The organism is Desulfobacter sp., from assembly GCA_028768545.1.
GTDB lineage: Bacteria > Desulfobacterota > Desulfobacteria > Desulfobacterales > Desulfobacteraceae > Desulfobacter.
The window spans coordinates 3,613,771-3,631,379 of sequence record CP054838.1; the positions used below are offsets into that span (position 1 = coordinate 3,613,771).

The following is a 17,609-nucleotide window of genomic DNA, read 5'->3' on the forward strand; positions in this document are numbered from 1 at the left end:
TTCATAGGCTACACCACAATATTAACAAGGGTTTGTTTTTTCTGAATCACGATTATCTTTTTGATGGGTTTGTCCTGAACATGCTTGATGATATTATCATCTGCCAGGGCAGTCTCCTTGATTTTCTCAGGATCCATACCCGCATCAATGGTGAATTTTGCCCGAAGCTTTCCGTTCACCTGAACCACCACAAGCAGTTCATCGGTTTTCAGGGAATCCTCTCTGAACTCAGGCCAGGCCTGCTCCAGGATTGAACCTGAATGCCCCATACGTTCAAAAAGCTCTTCGCAAAAATGGGGAAGAATGGGACTGAGCAAAAGCAGCACATTTTCAAGGCAGAAGAGAAAAACAGATTTCAGCTCATCGTCTGTCTTGGCAGGATCCACCCCGTACATGGCATTGACCAGCTCCATGACCGCAGATATGGCCGTATTAAAATGAAAACTTTTATCAATATCCTGGGATACCTTTTGAATGGTCTGATTGGCCTTGATGTACAGCGCCTTTGCTTCTGAAGAGCCAAGATCTTTGGCAACGCCGGCATAGGGGGCTATCCCCTTAATCGTTTCCATGCAGGTCATGGCCAGGCGCCAAACCCGGTTGACAAACCGGTTGGATCCTTCCACCCCGTCTTCACTCCACTCAAGATCCCGCTCAGGCGGGGCTGCAAACAGACAAAATAGCCTTGTCACGTCTGCCCCGTACTTTTCCAGCAGTTCGTTGGGATCCACCACGTTTTTCTTGGATTTGGACATTTTGATCACCCGGCCCACATCCACATCTTTGCCGCAAAGGGTGCAGACAAGTTTCTCCCCGTCTTTTTCAGCCTGTTCCGGAAATAAAAATCCATGTTCAGGACAGGTCATGGTTTCCTTGCAGACCATGCCCTGGGTTAAAAGCCGGGTAAAGGGTTCTTTAAAATCAATGAGCCCCAGGGTGTTGAGCACCCGCATAAAATACCTGGAATAGAGCAGATGAAGCACGGCATGCTCCACACCGCCGATATACTGATCCACCGGCGCCCAGTATTCAACTGCCTTGGGATCAAACATGCCCTGATCAAACCGCGGCGAACAATACCGCAGATAATACCAGGAAGATTCCACAAACGTATCCATGGTATCGGTATCCCGTCGGGCATCTTTTCTGCCGCAGGCAGGGCAGACCGCCGTTGCAAAATAATCAAGGTGGGCCAGGGGAGATCCGCCTTTTTCAAGCAGATTGGCATCTTCGGGCAGGGTAATGGGCAGGTCAGACTCAGGCACCGGCACCACCCCGCAGGAGGGGCAGTGAATCACAGGGATGGGGGTGCCCCAATACCGCTGTCTTGAAATTCCCCAGTCACGAAGACGATAGGATACGGCTTTTTTACCGTGGCCCTGACTGTCCAGCCAGTCGGTCATGGTTTCAAGGGCCTCCTTGGAATCCATACCGTTAAACTCTCCTGAGTTGACCATGGTACCCGGGCCTGCATAGGCCTCGGTCATGGTTTCAGGATCAAGGTCTTGTCCCGCAGGCTGAACCACCACCCGTATATCCAGGTTGTATTTTTTGGCAAAGTCAAAGTCACGCTGGTCCCCTGCGGGTACAGACATAATGGCGCCGGTACCATAGCCCATCAATACGAAATTGGCCGTGTAAACGGGAATCTTCTTACCGGTTGCAGGGTTGATGCAATATGCACCTGTGAACACCCCTTCTTTTTCATATTTTTCAACACCGTCGGCAGACCGTTCCTGCTTGGATACCTTTTCCACAAACTCAGTGACCGCAGATTCCTGGTCCGTCCCTTTGGACAAGGTTTCCACCAGGGGATGTTCAGGGGCAAGACACATAAAGGTGGCCCCGAATATGGTATCCGGCCTTGTGGTAAATACGGCCAGTTTTTCATCTTTACCCTCAATCTGGAAGTTGAGTTCAGCTCCGATGCTTTTTCCGATCCAGTTTTTCTGCATCACCGTGACCTTGTCAGGCCACCCGGGAAGTTCATCGCAATGGACCAGAAGGTCTTCTGCATAGTCTGTGATCTTGAAAAACCATTGCCAGAGTTTCTTCTGCTGAACCACCTGGGAGCATCTCCAGCACCGATCCTGTTCAACCTGCTCGTTGGCAAGAACAGTCTGGCATTTTTCACACCAGTTTACATAGGACTCTTTTCTGTATGCCATGCCTTTCTCAAGCATCTTGAGAAACAGCCATTGTTCCCAGCGGTAATACTCGGGCCTGCAGGTGGCAATCTCCCTGTCCCAGTCATAGGAAAACCCCATTTTTTTCAACTGGGCCCGCATGGCCCTTATATTTTCATAGGTCCAGGCCGCAGGATGGGTATTATTGTCAATGGCGGCGTTTTCAGCCGGCATGCCAAAGGCATCCCAGCCCATGGGATGAATCACGTTGAATCCCTTCATCCTTTTATACCGCACCACCACATCGCCGATGGTATAGTTGCGGACATGGCCGATATGAATCTTGCCCGAGGGATATGGAAACATTTCCAGAAGATAGTATTTCTCCCGGGAGGGGTCTTCTTCAACCTTGAAAAGCTGATTTTTATTCCAATAATCCTGCCATTTGGGTTCAACCAAAGAAGGGGTGTACCGTTCCTCCATTATCTATATTCCTTTCAAAAGCATCTATATTATATACTAAACTCTTTTAGATGCCATAAGCGGATATAAATAGCAAGTCCGGGACAAAAACAAAGGGCCGACCCAGGTAAATATTGAGAAGCGCCCATAAATTTTTTTCACCCAACACCAAAGGATCAAAAAACCTGTAGGGATTCCCTTGACCCAAACATCAATGTTCAGCCCATGCCGGGAATATTCAAAGATTCAACAGTCTCCAGATTATTCGGCTCCCAGGGCGGCTTTAGGTTCGTTGTGAGCCCAGGGTCATCGTACCGATTCGGGCTGTGGTGCAGGTTGGTCTCATCATCGAAATACTGGCCTGCAAGTGCTTTGATGTATCCCCCTTAGGAAACTATTTTCTGCCCTGACTTAATTTTGCTTTCCCACATTCGCATCATAACCTGACGCCTATTGTGCCAAATTAAGACCGCCCAGTCACACATCAAAGCCACCGTTAATTTGGCAAATCTCAGTGTTTTATTCGATCATAACCTCAAACATATGCCCTGTCCTCACTACAGGCACCGCAGGTCCGGTGTGGCAGGACCTTTTCGCTTCTCAAATCCCGGTTCATCCGGCATTTCATGATCAATAATATTTATTCATCTGAAAGTTTAATTAAAACAATTTTTAGAGGGCCATATCGTTTTTCAATTTCTTTATTTTTTTTCTCCAGAATAATTTGTAAGTGTAATTTCTTTCGAAGAGGAAGATGATCGGGAACCGAATATTTGAACAAAAAAAAGCCCGTTTCCCCGTTATAGTTTTCCATCCAACTTTTATAGGTTCTTCCCTGTTTTTCCAATATTATATTTCCGTCCAATCTAACCTGTACTACGTTTTCGATATTAACACTACCCTCTGTGACAATGTGAGTGAGACACTTACCCATTGATAAATTAGTGTAGGGCGGGTAAGGATTATTACTTATGAAATCGATAAAAATGAACCCACTACCTGAATCCGAAAATCAGGCAGCCCCCAAGGAGGCACCAATGGAAGGAGCCCATAGGGCGACTGGAATTGGGGCCTCCTTGGGGAGCCAGGATTCAATCCCTGATCCTGAAGTACCTGAAAAAAAACCCCGGCGTAGATTCGTTGTTTCTTATAAACTGCGTATTCTCCAAGAGATTGAAAATTGTACCGAAATCGGAGGGATTAGCAAGATTCTTCGAAGAGAAGGCCTTTATTCATCAAATTTAACCGATTGGCGCAAAGCTCGGGACAAAGGACTTCTCAATGCCATGGCACCTCGAAAACGAGGAAGGAAACCAAAAAAGAAGAACCCATTGGCCATAGAGGTCGCCAGACTTCAAAAAGAGAAATCCAAATTAGAGCACAAGCTAAAGCAGGCGGGACTCATCATTGAAGCTCAAAAAAAAATTTCTCAGATCCTGGGAATCCAGCAGAATCTGGACGACCTCAAAGGAGAAGACTTATGAATGCCGCCCTAACGTTAAGTTGCGATATTGGAAAAAAGCCTTCATGTGGGGAATGTTCAGAATTCTGTGTCACGGTTTCGGTTCCCGGATCTGCCTCAGCGCCAGCGGAAGTAAAAGTCAGGTCCGAGAATGGGCCTTCAATCAGCCACGTCGGAGGAGTTGACTTTTGCTGGAGTGGAGTTCCTGGAACCATCTTTTCCATCTGTAAATAAATCCCTATCAAATTCCCAGCTCTTTATCCAGCCGGCCTTCAAAGAAAATTGCCAACTGGGAAATTGTCAGTGACCAATTTTGAATAGGCATTGTCCATTTTTTACTGGCGTTCTGGATCCCCATGTAAAGCAGCTTTAACAGGCTGTCCTGGTTCGGGAATGATCCCTTTGTTTTGGTCAGTTTTCGAAACTGTCGATGCACAGCCTCAATGGTATTTGTGGTGTATATTATCCGTCGAATCTCTTCTGGATATTTAAAGAAATGACTGAGGCGTTCCCAGTTGTTCCGCCAGGATTTTATCACAATCGGGTATTTGTCATTCCATTTATTTTCCAAGATATCCAGTTCTTCTTCGGCCAGATCCTTATTGACCGCTTTATAAACACGTTTTAGATCTGCCATAAATTCCTTTTTATTTTTGGAACCAACGTATTTCAATGAATTTCGGATCTGGTGGACTACGCAGAGTTGAACTTCTGTGTCCGGGAATATGGTCTCAATGGCCTCGGGTAAACCTTTTAGACCATCAACACAGGCAATCAGGATATCTTTTACCCCTCGGTTTGAAAGGTCTGTTAACACCTGCAGCCAGAAGTTCGCACCCTCATTCTCGGATATGTACAGCCCAAGAACCTCTTTGCGGCCCTCGATATTCACCCCAAGAATTGTGTAAACGGCTTTGCTGCCGACCTTTCCGTTTTCTCGTACTTTATAATGTATGGCATCAAGCCATACGATTGGGTACACATTTTCCAACGGCCTGGCCTGCCATTCTTTGACGGTATGGATGATTTTATCGGTAATGGTGCTCAGAGTGGCATTTGAAATCTCAAGTCCATAGATTTCCTGTAAATGGGAAGCCATATCATTATAACTCATGCCCAGGCCGTAAAGGGCTATTATCTTTCTTTCAATTTCATCGCTGAGCGTTGTCTGATGTTTTTTGACGATCTGTGGAGAGAAGGTTCCGGCCCTGTCACGCGGGGTTTCCAGCTCAAATTTACCATCCAGGGATTTAATGGTCTTTTTGCTTTTTCCATTACGGCGGTTGGCAGAAACTTCCTGCCCAAGATGGGACTCCAACTCTCCTTCAAGAGCAGCTTCAGCAAGATTTTTGATTAATGATGTAAGGACGCCGCCCTTACCTGTGAAGGGTTTACCTTCCTGGATGCCTTTAAGGGCTTTTTGAAAATCAAATTCGGTGTTTTCTTCGGTCATGTCAGTTCTCCTTATTTAGCTGAGTATATCAGCTTTGATTCAACTGACACAGAATTTTGAACGCCCTCTTCATGTGAGGCTTTCGGTATTCCCCGATCATCTTTTTACAGATTTCATTCTCCAAAAAAACATATTGGACTTAGTCGGACCGGATCTCCCCTTTCTTTGAATTCTGATGAACAACAAACGGTTTTGGATATTTTACATTCTGAAAAATATCAAGATCGAGCCCCATATCAGGTATATGCTTCTCTTCTTGATAACGGGCAATACTATTGTTCCATCAGAACGATGTATCGGCTTCTTCACAAAGAACATGGTTCTGTGCCGGAGCGAAGACGGCAGGTAAATCGCCCGAAATATAAAAAACCTGAATTGCTGGCAACAGGACCTAATCAGGTTTGGTCCTGGGATATTACCAAGTTGAAAAGTGTCACAAAATGGACCTACTTCTATCTATATGTAATCATGGATATTTTCAGCAGGTATGTTGTCGGCTGGATGGTCGCCCATAGAGAACAAACAGCATTGGCCAAAAAGCTAATTGAAAAGTCCTGTGAAAACCAGAAGATATTACCCGGTCAGCTTGGGCTACATGCAGATCGGGGAGCCAGTATGAAATCCAAAGGGGTTGCCCAGCTTCTTGTCGATTTAGGGGTAACCAAAACCCACAGTCGACCACATGTCAGCAATGATAACCCATACTCTGAAGCCCAGTTTAAAACATTGAAATATTGTCCACAATTTCCCAAAACTTTTGGTGCTATTCAGGATGCAAGAACCTTCTGCCAGGATTTTTTTGGATACTACAACAAAGAGCATTACCATTCTGGTATTGGCCTGGTAACCCCAGAACAATTTCATTATGGCATTGCTAAAGATATTTATGAATCTCGCTGCCGAACATTAGAGGATGCATTTATTCAAAACCCAAAACGATTTAAGGGAAAAATGCCGAGGCCACCGGAGTTTATAAATTGTTGCTATTTGTTCCGCTGTTAAATCATGCCTGTCAGTTGCCACATAGTATTTGACGCCAGCAATTTTATAGCCAACAACCCGAACAGGCCTTTTCGTCTGGTTTTGATTCGGAGTACCAAGTTTAACCAGTGCATCATAAAAAATGTAGCTGTCGGAAGGGGTCTCGTGGTTATCAATAATTGTTCTTGTTGTCCTGGTTTTTATACGGCAGACAAAATGTTTGCCTTGCTCCTGAAGCAGGTCAAATTCTTTATGGGATTGATATCCACGATCCATAACACCTGTTTGCCCCTTGGAAAGTATTTTGGGAACAAAAGTGCGTTCAGCGCCGTTGCCTTCAGTCAAAAAGATTTTGTTTGGGATTCCGTGATTAATGTCAAATCCGCAATGTACTTTGGCTTTTTTACTTCCTTTTCTGTAGTTCGCCCAGTGCATTGAAAGGACTGCATTTATGAGACTACCGTCAATGGAAACCAACTCTCCTAACTCGGCGTGTTCACCCGGATGACACTCAAGAGCCTGTTTATAAAGATCCTCAAAGATAAATTGCAGTTGTTCGAGTCCCCTGTGATTGATGGCTTCACAGAAACTACTACGGCTGATACCACCGTCTGGCGCAATATTTTCTTTAGCAAAAACATTCTCCTTGAGATCCTGAATTAAATGTCGGGCAGACTTGTGCTCCTGAAGATGGAAATAAACCAAAGCATTTATCTGGTCTTCGAATGTCATTTTTAAAGGGCGGTCTCCTCGAGATTGTAATTCCGGTGCTTTTGAAAGTGACTTTATCAGAGGGCACCTGAAATTGTCAAAGTTCAGGGACCGTAGTTGTTTTTTAGGGACTGAGATGTGCGTCATTTGAGCTCCTTGAGTTAAATTTTCAAGGCGCACAAAAATTTTTACGCACATTTGTCAACACAAAACAGACTGTTTTTTCAATGATTTTAGATGCTTTTTATATGCAACAACCTAACCGGACACTACTGACCTGAGGTGGACAATGGAGAATAAAAATCGGCGGGCGGTATTAAATAATTTACCAATACACTTTTCCTTGTGTGCAAGCTCATAATAAGCCCAATTATAAAAACAACAATAAGCGTATAGCAAATATACCTCAAGATAAGTTTCATTAGTTCTGAGCCCCTAATTCTTTTAATCTATAATATTCTTTTCTCAAGCGAGATGCCCAGTCTTGGCAGTTATTTTGTCTCATATACATATTTCCAATTGTCAAATAGTCGCCATCTATATTTTGAAATTTTAAATTGTTCAAAGCTTTACGCATAAGAGTACCTTCAAACAATTTACCACTCATTCTATAATCAGAGGGATCTTCAGTATTCCACCTACGTCCATCTGGGAAAAAGCCGACGTTTGCACCATAGTTACCTGCACCATAGTTACCTGCACCATCGATAAAAAAGCCATGCTCATGTGACAGTTCGATATTAAAAAAATCGTGAACTGGATGACGTGTTAAAAGAAAGATATCTGGCAATACACCTAATGGGCGTTTGCCAAAACAAAACATTTCTCTCTGATGATTATTTGCAGCACAAAGTCCCAAAGGATCAATCAGGCTGTTAGGATTATTAAAGCAGTAAGCATACAGATTGAGCCCATCCCCGAAGGGATCTGCTCTAAAGTATCGGCCTATCTGAGGATCATAGTAACGATTGAGATTGTAATGCAGGTTCGTCTCCGCATCGAAATACTGGCCTGCAAGTGCTTTGATGCATCTCCCCCTTAGGACGCTGTTTTTGCCCTGACTTAATTCCCATAATGTAAAAGATCTGATTTGAGATTATGATACTCAAATCAAGAATTCAAGTCTGTTAAATTTTAAACAGCGATTGAAATATTTGGTTTTTCTCCAAGAAGATTCTCAAACTTAAAATGATGATTTTAAGTTCTACCTGGTGAGTATACCCCTCCCTCTGGCTTTCTTTTTACCCTCCACCACCTACTTGTTCTGTTTCGATTACAATTTCGAAAACTTATATGAAAAATATCTGCCCGACGTCTACCACTGCAAGTGGGCCACTTCATGGGATACTATGAAGTGGCTTATGCGATCAGTGTCAGCTCTATTGAGTTTTCAGGATCATAACACTCGGCAAATTTATTTTTCAAGACCTGCCCTCAAAATTTGGACCCCAAAAATTTACGATTCTGTTCTGCAGGCCTGCAGATCTTTAAAATTCATCTTGACCCAGACCCTGGCATGATGATATATAGAATGGTTTTTACAGCCCCCTGAAAGGCAGGGGGCACAAGCACTAATCCTTGCTCCGGGCTTGGAACAAACCAACCGGGGCTTTATATCCGTAAGGAGACAAAATGAGGAAATATGAAACTGTATTTATTTCTGACCCTGATCTTCAGGATCAAACACGCCAGGAGCTGTTTGATAAAGTCAGAAATATCATTGCCAAGGAAAATGGTATTCTTTTAGACTTTGACGAGTGGGGCAGCAAAAAGCTGGCCTATGAGATCAAAAAGAAATTACGCGGTTATTATGTCTGCATGACTTATGGCGGCACCGGTGACCTTGTAAACGAACTTGAAAGAAATTTCCGTCTCAGTGACGGCATCATGAAATTCATGACCATCCTTCTTTCCGACAAAGTAACTGCCGAATCCCTTGAAAAAGAAGTTGCAGAGGCAAAAGAAGCCGAAGAGTCTGCCAAGGCAGCAGAAGCTGAAGCAACGGCAGCCAAAGCCCAGGCAGCATCCGAGGCCAAAGAAGAAAATGCTGAAGAAGCGGCTGCCCAGGAAGAGACCCCGGCAACAGAGGCGGATTCTGAACCTGCTGATCAAACCCCGGAAGCCGGTGAAGCCAAGGAATAATCAAGGAAAGCAAGGAGATTAAATATGTATAGAGGTCAAAGAGGCGGCGGAAAAAACAGATTCTATCAGCGCCGTAAAATTTGCAGATTTTGTGTGGATAATGGTATGGAAATCAATTATAAAAATCCCAAATCCTTGAGGCAGTTCATTACGGAACGGGGTAAAATCATTCCCAGACGGATCACCGGGACCTGCGCAAAACACCAGCGTCAACTCTCTCTTGCAATCAAACAGTCCCGTCAGATTGCCCTGTTGCCGTTTGTCGGACGCCCCATGCATTAAGATAAGGTCTTGGAGTATACGACAATGCCTTTATCCCTTACCCATCCGATATTCATCAAAGAAACCTTTATCGGGATTTCTTTGTGCATATTGATATTTGCCGCAGTATTTGCATTTCCCTTTTTAGGGGTATTTGCCCTGTTGTTCCTGCCGTTGCCGGTATTGTTCTACCGGCTTAAGCTGGGACGGAACAGCGGCGGCATCATCATGGCGGTCAGCTTTTTTGTTCTGCTGCTCATGACCCGGGAACTGGCATTTGATGTACTCTATTTTGGATCTTTACTGATCACCGGTTTTTTCTTGGGTGAATGCATTGAGCGGCACCTGGATATCCAGCGAACCATGATTTTCACCGTGATCCTGGTGGCAGGCGCAGCCTTTACGGCGTTTGCCCTCTACACAGGGCTCCAGGGAAAAACCATGGGGGGTGTCCTGTCAGACTATCTGACCCGCTACTTTAGCATGACAGCCGAGATTTATTCGGGAATGGGTATTGAGCAGGATCAGATCCAGCAGCTTAACTCAGCCTTTATGGTCATTTTACCGGGAATGTTCATGGTTTCCTATATGACCACCATCTGGCTGAACCTGCTGATTATACGCACCCTGCTGCAAAGAAAAGGGATTACCTTAAAAAGCATTGAACACCTGAACCATTGCCGGACACCTGATGTCCTGGTATGGGTGGTCATTGGTTTGGGCCTGGCCCTGATGCTGCCGGTTGACGCCCTTAAAATGATCAGTATCAATAGCTTGATCGTCTTAATGCTTGTTTATTTTTTTCAAGGAATTGCTGTTGTCTCTTTCTTTTTCCAAAAAAAAAAGACCCCCATGGCCCTGAAAGTATTTTGTTACAGCCTGATTGCCGTACAATTATATGTGCTGATTATGGTCATTGGTCTGGGATTCTTTGATAATTGGATCAATTTTAGAAAGATCGCCCCAGCAAAAGAATAAATTAAAACCCGGACGGCAGAGAATGCCGCCTGGATTTTGGAGGTTTTAAAATGAAAGTCATATTAAAAGAAACCATAGATACACTGGGCATTGCCGGCACGGAATGTGACGTGGCCCCCGGGTACGGCAGGAACTATCTGCTTCCCCAGGGTAAAGCCGTGCTTGCCACCCCCCAGAACCGGAAGGTCATGGAACAGACCCGGGCAAAGCTTGAACTCCAGATTGCCAAGGAAAGAAAGCTTGCCGAGGAAATGGCAGACAAAATCAAGGATATTGTCTGCACCATTAAAGCCAAGGTCCGCGAAGAAGTCTATCTTTACGGTTCAGTCACCAGCCATGATATTAAAGATGCCCTGAATGCACAGGATGTTGAACTTGAACGCCGTGCCATTCTCCTGGCAGAACCCATCAAGGAAACCGGTGAATACAAAGTCCCCATCCGGTTGTACAAGGATGTTGAGCCGGAAATCACCGTTAACGTGATTGCTGAAGAAAAAGAAGAAAAATAGAACCAACCGACAGGGTCTGCAGCCGGTTTCGGATGCAGACCCTGTCAGACCCTAGGATATTTTGCCATAAAAGAGCCCATAAAAAGCGACCCCCTGCTCAACAGGACCCCTCCCCATGATATTGATGCGGAGGAATCCCTACTCAGTGCTGTCTTTATCAACAATGACAGCCTTTTAGATATTCTTGATATCCTCACACCAGATGATTTTTACAAAGGGGCCCATAAAAAAATTTTCAGGGTCATCATTGAGCTGACATCCAAAGAAGACCCCGTGGATCTGATCACGGTGGCGAATGCCCTCAACGAAAAAGATGAGCTTGAAACCATTGGCGGTGCAGCCTCATTGGCAGCCATTTCCGATGCCGCGCCCGTGGCGGTCAATGCCGTCCACTATGCAAAAATCATCCGGGGAAAGGCTGCCCTGCGCCAGCTCATTGACGCCTCTTCAAAAACCATTGAACGCTGTCTTGAAGACAAGGGTGACTTTAAGGATATTCTGGATGAAGCAGAAGCCTCTGTTTTCCAAATTGCCGAACGCAAATCCGGTACCGCCTTTAAATCCCTTGGTGAACTCATTGACCTGAACATTGACCAGTTAGAAGAGCAGCAGGGTAAAGCCGGCGGCCTTTCAGGACTTTCCACGGGATATCCAAGACTGGATCAGATCACCTCAGGCCTTCAGGGCTCAGACCTGATTATTCTGGCAGCAAGGCCGAGTATGGGGAAAACCGCATTTGCTTTGAACATGGCCAGAAACGTGGCCTTTGGAGAACGCAAACCCGTGGCGGTATTCTCACTTGAAATGTCATGTGAACAATTGTCCATGAGACTGCTGACCTCTGAAGCTCGAATCGACTCCAACCGGCTGCGCACAGGATTTATCAGTCCGGAAGACTGGCAGAACGCCACAGATGCTGCCGGTATCCTCAATGAAATGCCCATCTTTATTGATGACACCCCCAATATCTCGGTCATGGATGTTCGGACCAAGGCTAGAAAACTCTATCAAAAACACGGGGAACTTGGGGCGGTGATCATTGACTATCTCCAGCTCATGAAGGCCCCGTTTAAATCCGACCGCAGGGACCTTGAAATCGCTGAAATTTCAAGATCCCTCAAAGCCCTGGCAAAAGAGTTGAACATCCCTGTCATTGCCCTGTCCCAGCTCAACCGGATGCTCGAGCAGCGCTCTGACAAACGGCCCATGATGTCTGATTTAAGAGAGTCAGGCGCACTTGAGCAGGATGCGGACATTATCTCCTTTATTTACCGTGACGAGGTATACAACAAGGAGCCGGACAATCCTAAAAAAGGAACCGCTGAAATCATTGTGGCCAAGAACAGAAACGGTGCCATCGGCACAGCCCACATGGTTTTCAACGGACAATACACCCGGTTTGAAGAATTGGCACCCGATGCCTACCAGGGATTTGAATGAAGCAGATAGTTTACGGTAATACGGACGGCCTTCGTAAAACCCAGATCAAGCGCATTGAAGATCTTTATACCTTAAAATCTTTGCCCGAATTTATCCTGACCCCTGAAATGGCTGAAGAACTTGCGGCCATCAGCCACGAAATTCGCCGGCAGATCGGTATCCTTTTGGACCGGAACGGAAAAACCGTGTGTGTGATTGCAGGGGATCCCCATCGCATTGTCATACCGGTGACCTCTGATTATATGGCAGGACCCGGTCGGCTCAAAGGCGTTCGTTGCGTTCACACCCATCTGACAGAAGAGGCATTAACCAGAGACGATCTCACCGACCTTGCCCTTCTCCGGCTGGACTATATCACAGCCATCTGCATCACCTCCCAGGGCAGTGTCGGCAGCATTTATTCCGCCCATATTCTGCCGGATCCCAAAGCAGATCCCTACCAGGTGATTGCCAGGGCCGGTATTGATACCCTTGATATTGACTGCCAGGCTCAGATTTTTGCGTTGGAAAACGAACTGGCCCGGCACAATCGACAGCACAGACCCAAGACTGGAAAAGAAAACGCATTTTTGATCAATGCCACCACCACCCATCCCCAATCCGCCCATATCTCCATGGATGAACTCAAAGAATTATGCAAAACCAGCCGCATCAAAGTGGTGGGGTCTGCCATCCAGCGGCGGAAAACCATTGATCCTAAATTTGTGGTAGGCAAAGGCAAACTGTCCGATTTGATCATAACGGCCATTCAAAATTATGCCACCATGCTGGTCTTTGACAGGGAACTATCCCCGTCCCAGATCCGTTCCATCACCGATTTTGTGGAAATGAAGGTCATTGACAGAACCCAGCTGATCTTGGACATTTTCGCCAAACAGGCCAAATCCCGTGAGGGCAAATTCCAGGTGGAACTGGCCCAGATGGAATACCTTCTGCCAAGGCTTGTCACCAAAAATACGGCCATGTCCAGGCTTGCCGGAGGTATCGGCGGCAGGGGACCGGGTGAAACCAAGCTTGAAGTCAACCGTCGGCGGGTCAGGGACAGAATTGCCCGGCTGAAAAAAGAGATTGTTAAAATCAGAAAGCAACGGTCCCAGCAAAAAGCCAAACGCAGGCGCAGGGACCTGCCCATCATCTCCATTGTGGGATATACCAATGCCGGAAAATCCACCCTGCTCAACACCCTGACCCAGAGCAATATCATTGCGGCCAACCGGCTCTTTGCCACCCTGGATCCCTCTTCCAGAAGACTGAGGTTTCCCCGTGACAAAGAAGTGATCATAACCGATACGGTGGGGTTTATCCAAAACCTGCCCAAAGAACTTATGGAAGCCTTTCACGCCACCCTGGAAGAACTTGCTGAAGCGGATCTGATTCTCCATGTCATTGATATATCCAATCCAAGATATATGCAGCAAAAAGAATCGGTTGAACAATTGCTTAAAACACTTTCTTTGGATAAAATCCCCTGCCTTTACGTGTTTAATAAGATGGACCAGGCGAACTTGAATGATTTTGACAACCCCTGGCTGCTGACCCAGGGCACTTTGGTCTCGGCCCTTGAAAAGAAAAGCCTGGCCCCTCTGGTTGAGCAACTCGAGCTCATGGTTTAAACTTAGAATAAACAAATTTTGGACTCTTTTTTTTTCAGGTTGAAAAAGATCATCATTTACTTTACAAAGAGACCATAACTTAACCGATAATGGACGCTATATGGAAATAAAACTGGACCGGGTTCTTGAAGAAAACCAGGTCAAAAAAGATTCACTGGACGTACCCGAATGTTTTGGAGAATATGATAAAGAGAGCAAACTCTGTTTTAAGTATTGTGCCATTTCAATTAAATGCTGTGTCATGCAGCACCGGCATCCAAAGGTTGATATCCTTGAAAAACTCTTGATCTATAACGATTATTCCCTAAAGCCCAATTAGCAGATACAAGACAGGAGCTTAGGAAAAAATTTTTCCCGGATTTAAGAGGTTTTTGGGATCAAAACTTTGTTTGATCCCTTTCATGAGTTCAATTTCCCTGGGGCCGATCTCCTTTTTCAGATAGGCCTTTTTCGTAATGCCCACCCCATGTTCCCCAGTGATGGTGCCCCCAAGTTCAAGCGTGACATCAAATAGTTCATCCACAGCCTTTTGCGCCTTTTGCGCCTGAATCGGATCTGCTTTATCATGCATGATATTACAATGAATATTTCCATCCCCGGCATGGCCGAAACTGACCACGGTCAGGCCGGACCTCTTCTGGATGCCCTCTATGGCGGTAACCAGTTCGGGAATTTTTGAAATGGGCACCACAATATCTTCATTGATCTTATGGGGGGCAATTTTATAGAGCACTGGGGATAAAGATTTTCTGGCCTGCCACAGGACAGCAGCCTCTTTTTGGTCAGAGGCCACCATCACCTCTAAAGCCCCCTGGTCCAGACAAAAGGCTTTTATGCGTTCTGAATCCTTTTCAACCTGGTCTTTTGTGCCGTCCAGCTCGAGGATGAGCAATGCCTGTGTTTTTTGGGGCATGTCAAAGGAAAGAAGGTTTCGGACAAGTCCAAGAGCGGCCTGGTCCAAAAATTCAACACATCTTGGCACCACCGCATCTTTCATAATACCGGATACGGTCATGGCCGCCAATTTAACCTGGTCAAAAAAAACAGCCATGGTGTTTACGGCATCCGGCTTTGGCAAAAGCTTTAAGGTAATCTGGGTCACCAGGGCAAGGGTGCCTTCGGACCCAACGATAAGGCGGGTCAGGTCATACCCTGCCACCCCTTTTGCTGTTGATACTCCGGTTTTGATAATCTCTCCTGACGGGAGCACCGCCCTCAGACCCAGGACATAATCACGGGTGACCCCGTACTTGACCGCCCTTGGACCGCCGGCACATTCTCCTATATTGCCGCCGATGGTACATACCGAAGAAGAGGCCGGATCCGGAGGGTAAAAAAGGCCTTGGGCTTCAACGGCCCGGTGAAGGTCGCCCACAATGACGCCGGGTTCTACAATGGCGATAAAATTTTCAGTATCAATATCAAGAATATGATTCATCTGACCGGTCACCACCACGACCCCGCCCTGAACCGCGACAGCCCCGCCGGTCATTCCCGATCCGCTGCCCCTGGGAATAATAACAAACTCCTCTTGAAAGGCAAGTGAAAGGATCTGGGAGACCTGTTCTTCGGTCTGGGGAAACACAACCGCATCCGGCAGATAAGAGGTGCCCGTGGCATCGTAGGAATAGACAAGCCGTTCCTCTTTTCCCGCGTAAAAATGCTTGGTACCCACAATCTTTTCAAGGGCATTTAACCCTGAAACGGTGATACCCATCTAAAATTTACCGGTTTCTAATTTTTTGGACAAATAATTGATCTGCTCAAAAAGCACCCCTTTTTGCCGAAGTTCCTTTTCCACGGCATTCACCGAATAAATGGCAGTGGCATGGTAACGCTTGAAACTCGAACCGATCTTTTTTATGGGCTGGTCCGTATACCGTTTGGATAGAAACATGGCCACTTGGCGGGGTTTGACAATTCTGCGCTTCCTGGACTTGGAGACGATATCCTGTTCTGTGATGGAAAACTCATCGCAGACCAGTCGTTTAATAAGATCAATGGTAATGGACTTACGGTTCCGGGTCATATTTTCCAGCACGCTTTGTGCCAGTTTAATGTCAATATTCCGGCCCATGAGCTGGCCCTTGGCCACCACACCAAAAAGCCCGCTTTCCAGCTGTCTGACATCATCGCAGAGTTCCTGGGCAATATATTCTGTCACAGGCATGGGAAGCGCGCATCCAAGCCCTTTTGATTTCTTGTTGAGAATTTTTATCCGGGTACGAAAATCAGGGGCCTGAATTTCAGTGACCAGGCCCATGTTCAAACGGGATTTAAGGTTCTCATCCAACTTGGGAATATCATCAGGCCGTTCGCAACCGGAAAAAATAATTTTTTTATCTGCATCCAAAAGATAATCCAGGGTCATGGCCAACTCTTTCTGAGTCGCTGTTTTACCCGAGAGAAAATGAATATCTTCCAGGATAAGGACATCGCATTTTTGACGATATTTTTCCTTAAATCGTTCAATTACATTATTTCTAAGAGAAAAAATCATCTCATTGGTGAAATCTTCGGCAGTCACGTAAAAAACTCTGCCAGCCTGGCTGTTGGCAATAATATGATGGCCTACCGCCTGGGATAAATGACTCTTTCCCAGACCGGTCTTGCTCAAAAGAAAGAGCATGCCAGACCCGTTGCTCTGCCCCTGGGCAAGAGAAAGGGAAGCCGAATAGGCAAAGTTGGAATTGTCTCCCACCACAAAATCATCAAAGGTAAATGTTTTTTTAAGCATCCGCCCGCTGTTGAATGTTGCATCAATACCCGGCAGCATGGGCTGTTTCATGGGGATTGAGGGGTTAACCAAGGCCTTTGCAGCAAAGGCCCCTTGTTCTTTTTTCTCTTTGCCTTGTACTTTTTTGGCTTTGCCTTTTTTTTGGGCAGACCGGGTTTGGGTATCCGTTCTAAACTCAATCTGCAACTTTTGCCCCAATTTTAAAAACTCTTTTTCAAAACAGCCCTGATAATTCTCCTTGAGCCGTTTTGCAAAAAAAGCATTGGGTGCTGATAGGGTAATCCGATCTGAACCATGATCAAAAAGCGCCACCGGTTCAATCCACATCCGATAACAATGGTCGGGTACTGATTTTTTAACTTGGGACTTTACTTCTTTCCAGAATGACTCCATTCGATATAAAATAACCTTCCAATAAACAACAGCCACGACCTATAGCTGACAGAATTAATAAATTAAGCGAACCATGATGATAAAACAAAAAGTAACTATTTTTCTATTCGAATATGAATTTGCGGTCAACTGGAATAAGAATGGTTGGCCAAAGGTTAGGCCATTGCTTGATATATTTTTTTAACCTATTGTTTTTACGTTGTTTTTTTGTGGAACAAAAGAATTTCTCAAATATTACAGGCAGTTCGACAACCCCCTATTTTTCAAGGCAATTTTCAAGATTTTCTCTATTACCAGAAAAATCTCATTTTTTTTACTCTATTTTCCTTTGATTTGCTTAA

14 protein-coding genes and 2 pseudogenes are annotated in these 17,609 nt (G+C 45.6%); 9 read left to right on the plus strand and 7 right to left on the minus strand.

What is annotated here, in order from left to right:
* Positions 1-8: 8 nt before the first annotated feature.
* Positions 9-2,609 (minus strand): leucine--tRNA ligase, encoded by a 2,601-nt coding sequence (locus tag HUN05_17505; GenBank protein ID WDP86700.1) that lies wholly within the window; start codon positions 2,607-2,609, stop codon positions 9-11.
* A gap of 619 nt (positions 2,610-3,228) precedes the next feature.
* The gene (locus HUN05_17510; protein WDP86701.1) at positions 3,229-3,435 is read right to left on the minus strand and encodes a hypothetical protein; all 207 of its coding nucleotides are present in this window, start codon (positions 3,433-3,435) and stop codon (positions 3,229-3,231) included.
* 190 nt (positions 3,436-3,625) lie between these two features.
* On the opposite strand from HUN05_17510, the gene HUN05_17515 reads away from it, so the two are divergent.
* Complete coding sequence (locus HUN05_17515) at positions 3,626-4,072, plus strand: hypothetical protein (protein ID WDP86702.1); 447 nt, start codon at positions 3,626-3,628, stop codon at positions 4,070-4,072.
* A gap of 219 nt (positions 4,073-4,291) precedes the next feature.
* On the opposite strand, the gene HUN05_17520 is transcribed toward HUN05_17515, so the two are convergent.
* On the minus strand, positions 4,292-5,503 hold the full coding sequence (locus tag HUN05_17520; protein WDP86703.1) for an IS256 family transposase: 1,212 nt from the start codon (positions 5,501-5,503) through the stop codon (positions 4,292-4,294).
* Between the two features lie 66 nt (positions 5,504-5,569).
* On the opposite strand from HUN05_17520, the pseudogene HUN05_17525 reads away from it, so the two are divergent.
* Positions 5,570-6,505: pseudogene (locus HUN05_17525) on the plus strand (IS3 family transposase).
* On the opposite strand, the pseudogene HUN05_17530 reads toward HUN05_17525, so the two are convergent.
* Together HUN05_17530 and HUN05_17535 are read right to left on the minus strand one after the other, a co-directional pair.
* A pseudogene (locus HUN05_17530) lies at positions 6,434-7,342 on the minus strand (IS4 family transposase). The pseudogenes HUN05_17525 and HUN05_17530 overlap by 72 nt on opposite strands.
* A gap of 274 nt (positions 7,343-7,616) precedes the next feature.
* On the minus strand, positions 7,617-8,285 hold the full coding sequence (locus HUN05_17535) for an RHS repeat-associated core domain-containing protein (protein ID WDP88118.1): 669 nt from the start codon (positions 8,283-8,285) through the stop codon (positions 7,617-7,619).
* Positions 8,286-8,827: 542 nt separating this feature from the next.
* Between HUN05_17535 and rpsF the strand changes: the two genes are divergently transcribed.
* The 7 genes from rpsF to HUN05_17570 all read left to right on the plus strand — a co-directional run bounded on the left by rpsF (position 8,828) and on the right by HUN05_17570 (position 14,457).
* Entirely contained in the window at positions 8,828-9,337 is a 510-nt protein-coding gene (rpsF, locus tag HUN05_17540; protein WDP86704.1) for a 30S ribosomal protein S6, read from the plus strand.
* A 24-nt stretch (positions 9,338-9,361) separates the two neighbouring features.
* On the plus strand, positions 9,362-9,619 hold the full coding sequence (locus HUN05_17545) for a 30S ribosomal protein S18 (GenBank protein WDP86705.1): 258 nt from the start codon (positions 9,362-9,364) through the stop codon (positions 9,617-9,619).
* 24 nt (positions 9,620-9,643) lie between these two features.
* Positions 9,644-10,576 carry a DUF2232 domain-containing protein gene (locus tag HUN05_17550; GenBank protein WDP86706.1) on the plus strand — a complete coding sequence of 311 codons (933 nt, stop codon included), beginning with the start codon at positions 9,644-9,646 and terminating at the stop codon, positions 10,574-10,576.
* Positions 10,577-10,626: 50 nt separating this feature from the next.
* Positions 10,627-11,085, plus strand: a complete 459-nt coding sequence (locus HUN05_17555; GenBank protein WDP86707.1) for a 50S ribosomal protein L9 — start codon at positions 10,627-10,629, stop codon at positions 11,083-11,085.
* Positions 11,086-11,151: 66 nt separating this feature from the next.
* Entirely contained in the window at positions 11,152-12,525 is a 1,374-nt protein-coding gene (dnaB, locus tag HUN05_17560; protein ID WDP88119.1) for a replicative DNA helicase, read from the plus strand.
* Positions 12,522-14,138 carry a GTPase HflX gene (gene hflX / locus HUN05_17565; GenBank protein ID WDP86708.1) on the plus strand — a complete coding sequence of 539 codons (1,617 nt, stop codon included), beginning with the start codon at positions 12,522-12,524 and terminating at the stop codon, positions 14,136-14,138. Before dnaB ends, hflX begins: the two co-directional genes overlap by 4 nt.
* A gap of 100 nt (positions 14,139-14,238) precedes the next feature.
* Positions 14,239-14,457, plus strand: a complete 219-nt coding sequence (locus HUN05_17570; protein ID WDP86709.1) for a hypothetical protein — start codon at positions 14,239-14,241, stop codon at positions 14,455-14,457.
* 18 nt (positions 14,458-14,475) lie between these two features.
* Here the strand turns inward: HUN05_17570 and HUN05_17575 are convergent, their stop codons facing one another.
* The gene (locus tag HUN05_17575) at positions 14,476-15,855 is read right to left on the minus strand and encodes an FAD-binding protein (GenBank protein ID WDP86710.1); all 1,380 of its coding nucleotides are present in this window, start codon (positions 15,853-15,855) and stop codon (positions 14,476-14,478) included.
* The gene (gene dnaA, locus HUN05_17580) at positions 15,856-17,268 is read right to left on the minus strand and encodes a chromosomal replication initiator protein DnaA (GenBank protein WDP86711.1); all 1,413 of its coding nucleotides are present in this window, start codon (positions 17,266-17,268) and stop codon (positions 15,856-15,858) included. It abuts the gene before it with no gap.
* Positions 17,269-17,609: the final 341 nt, after the last annotated feature.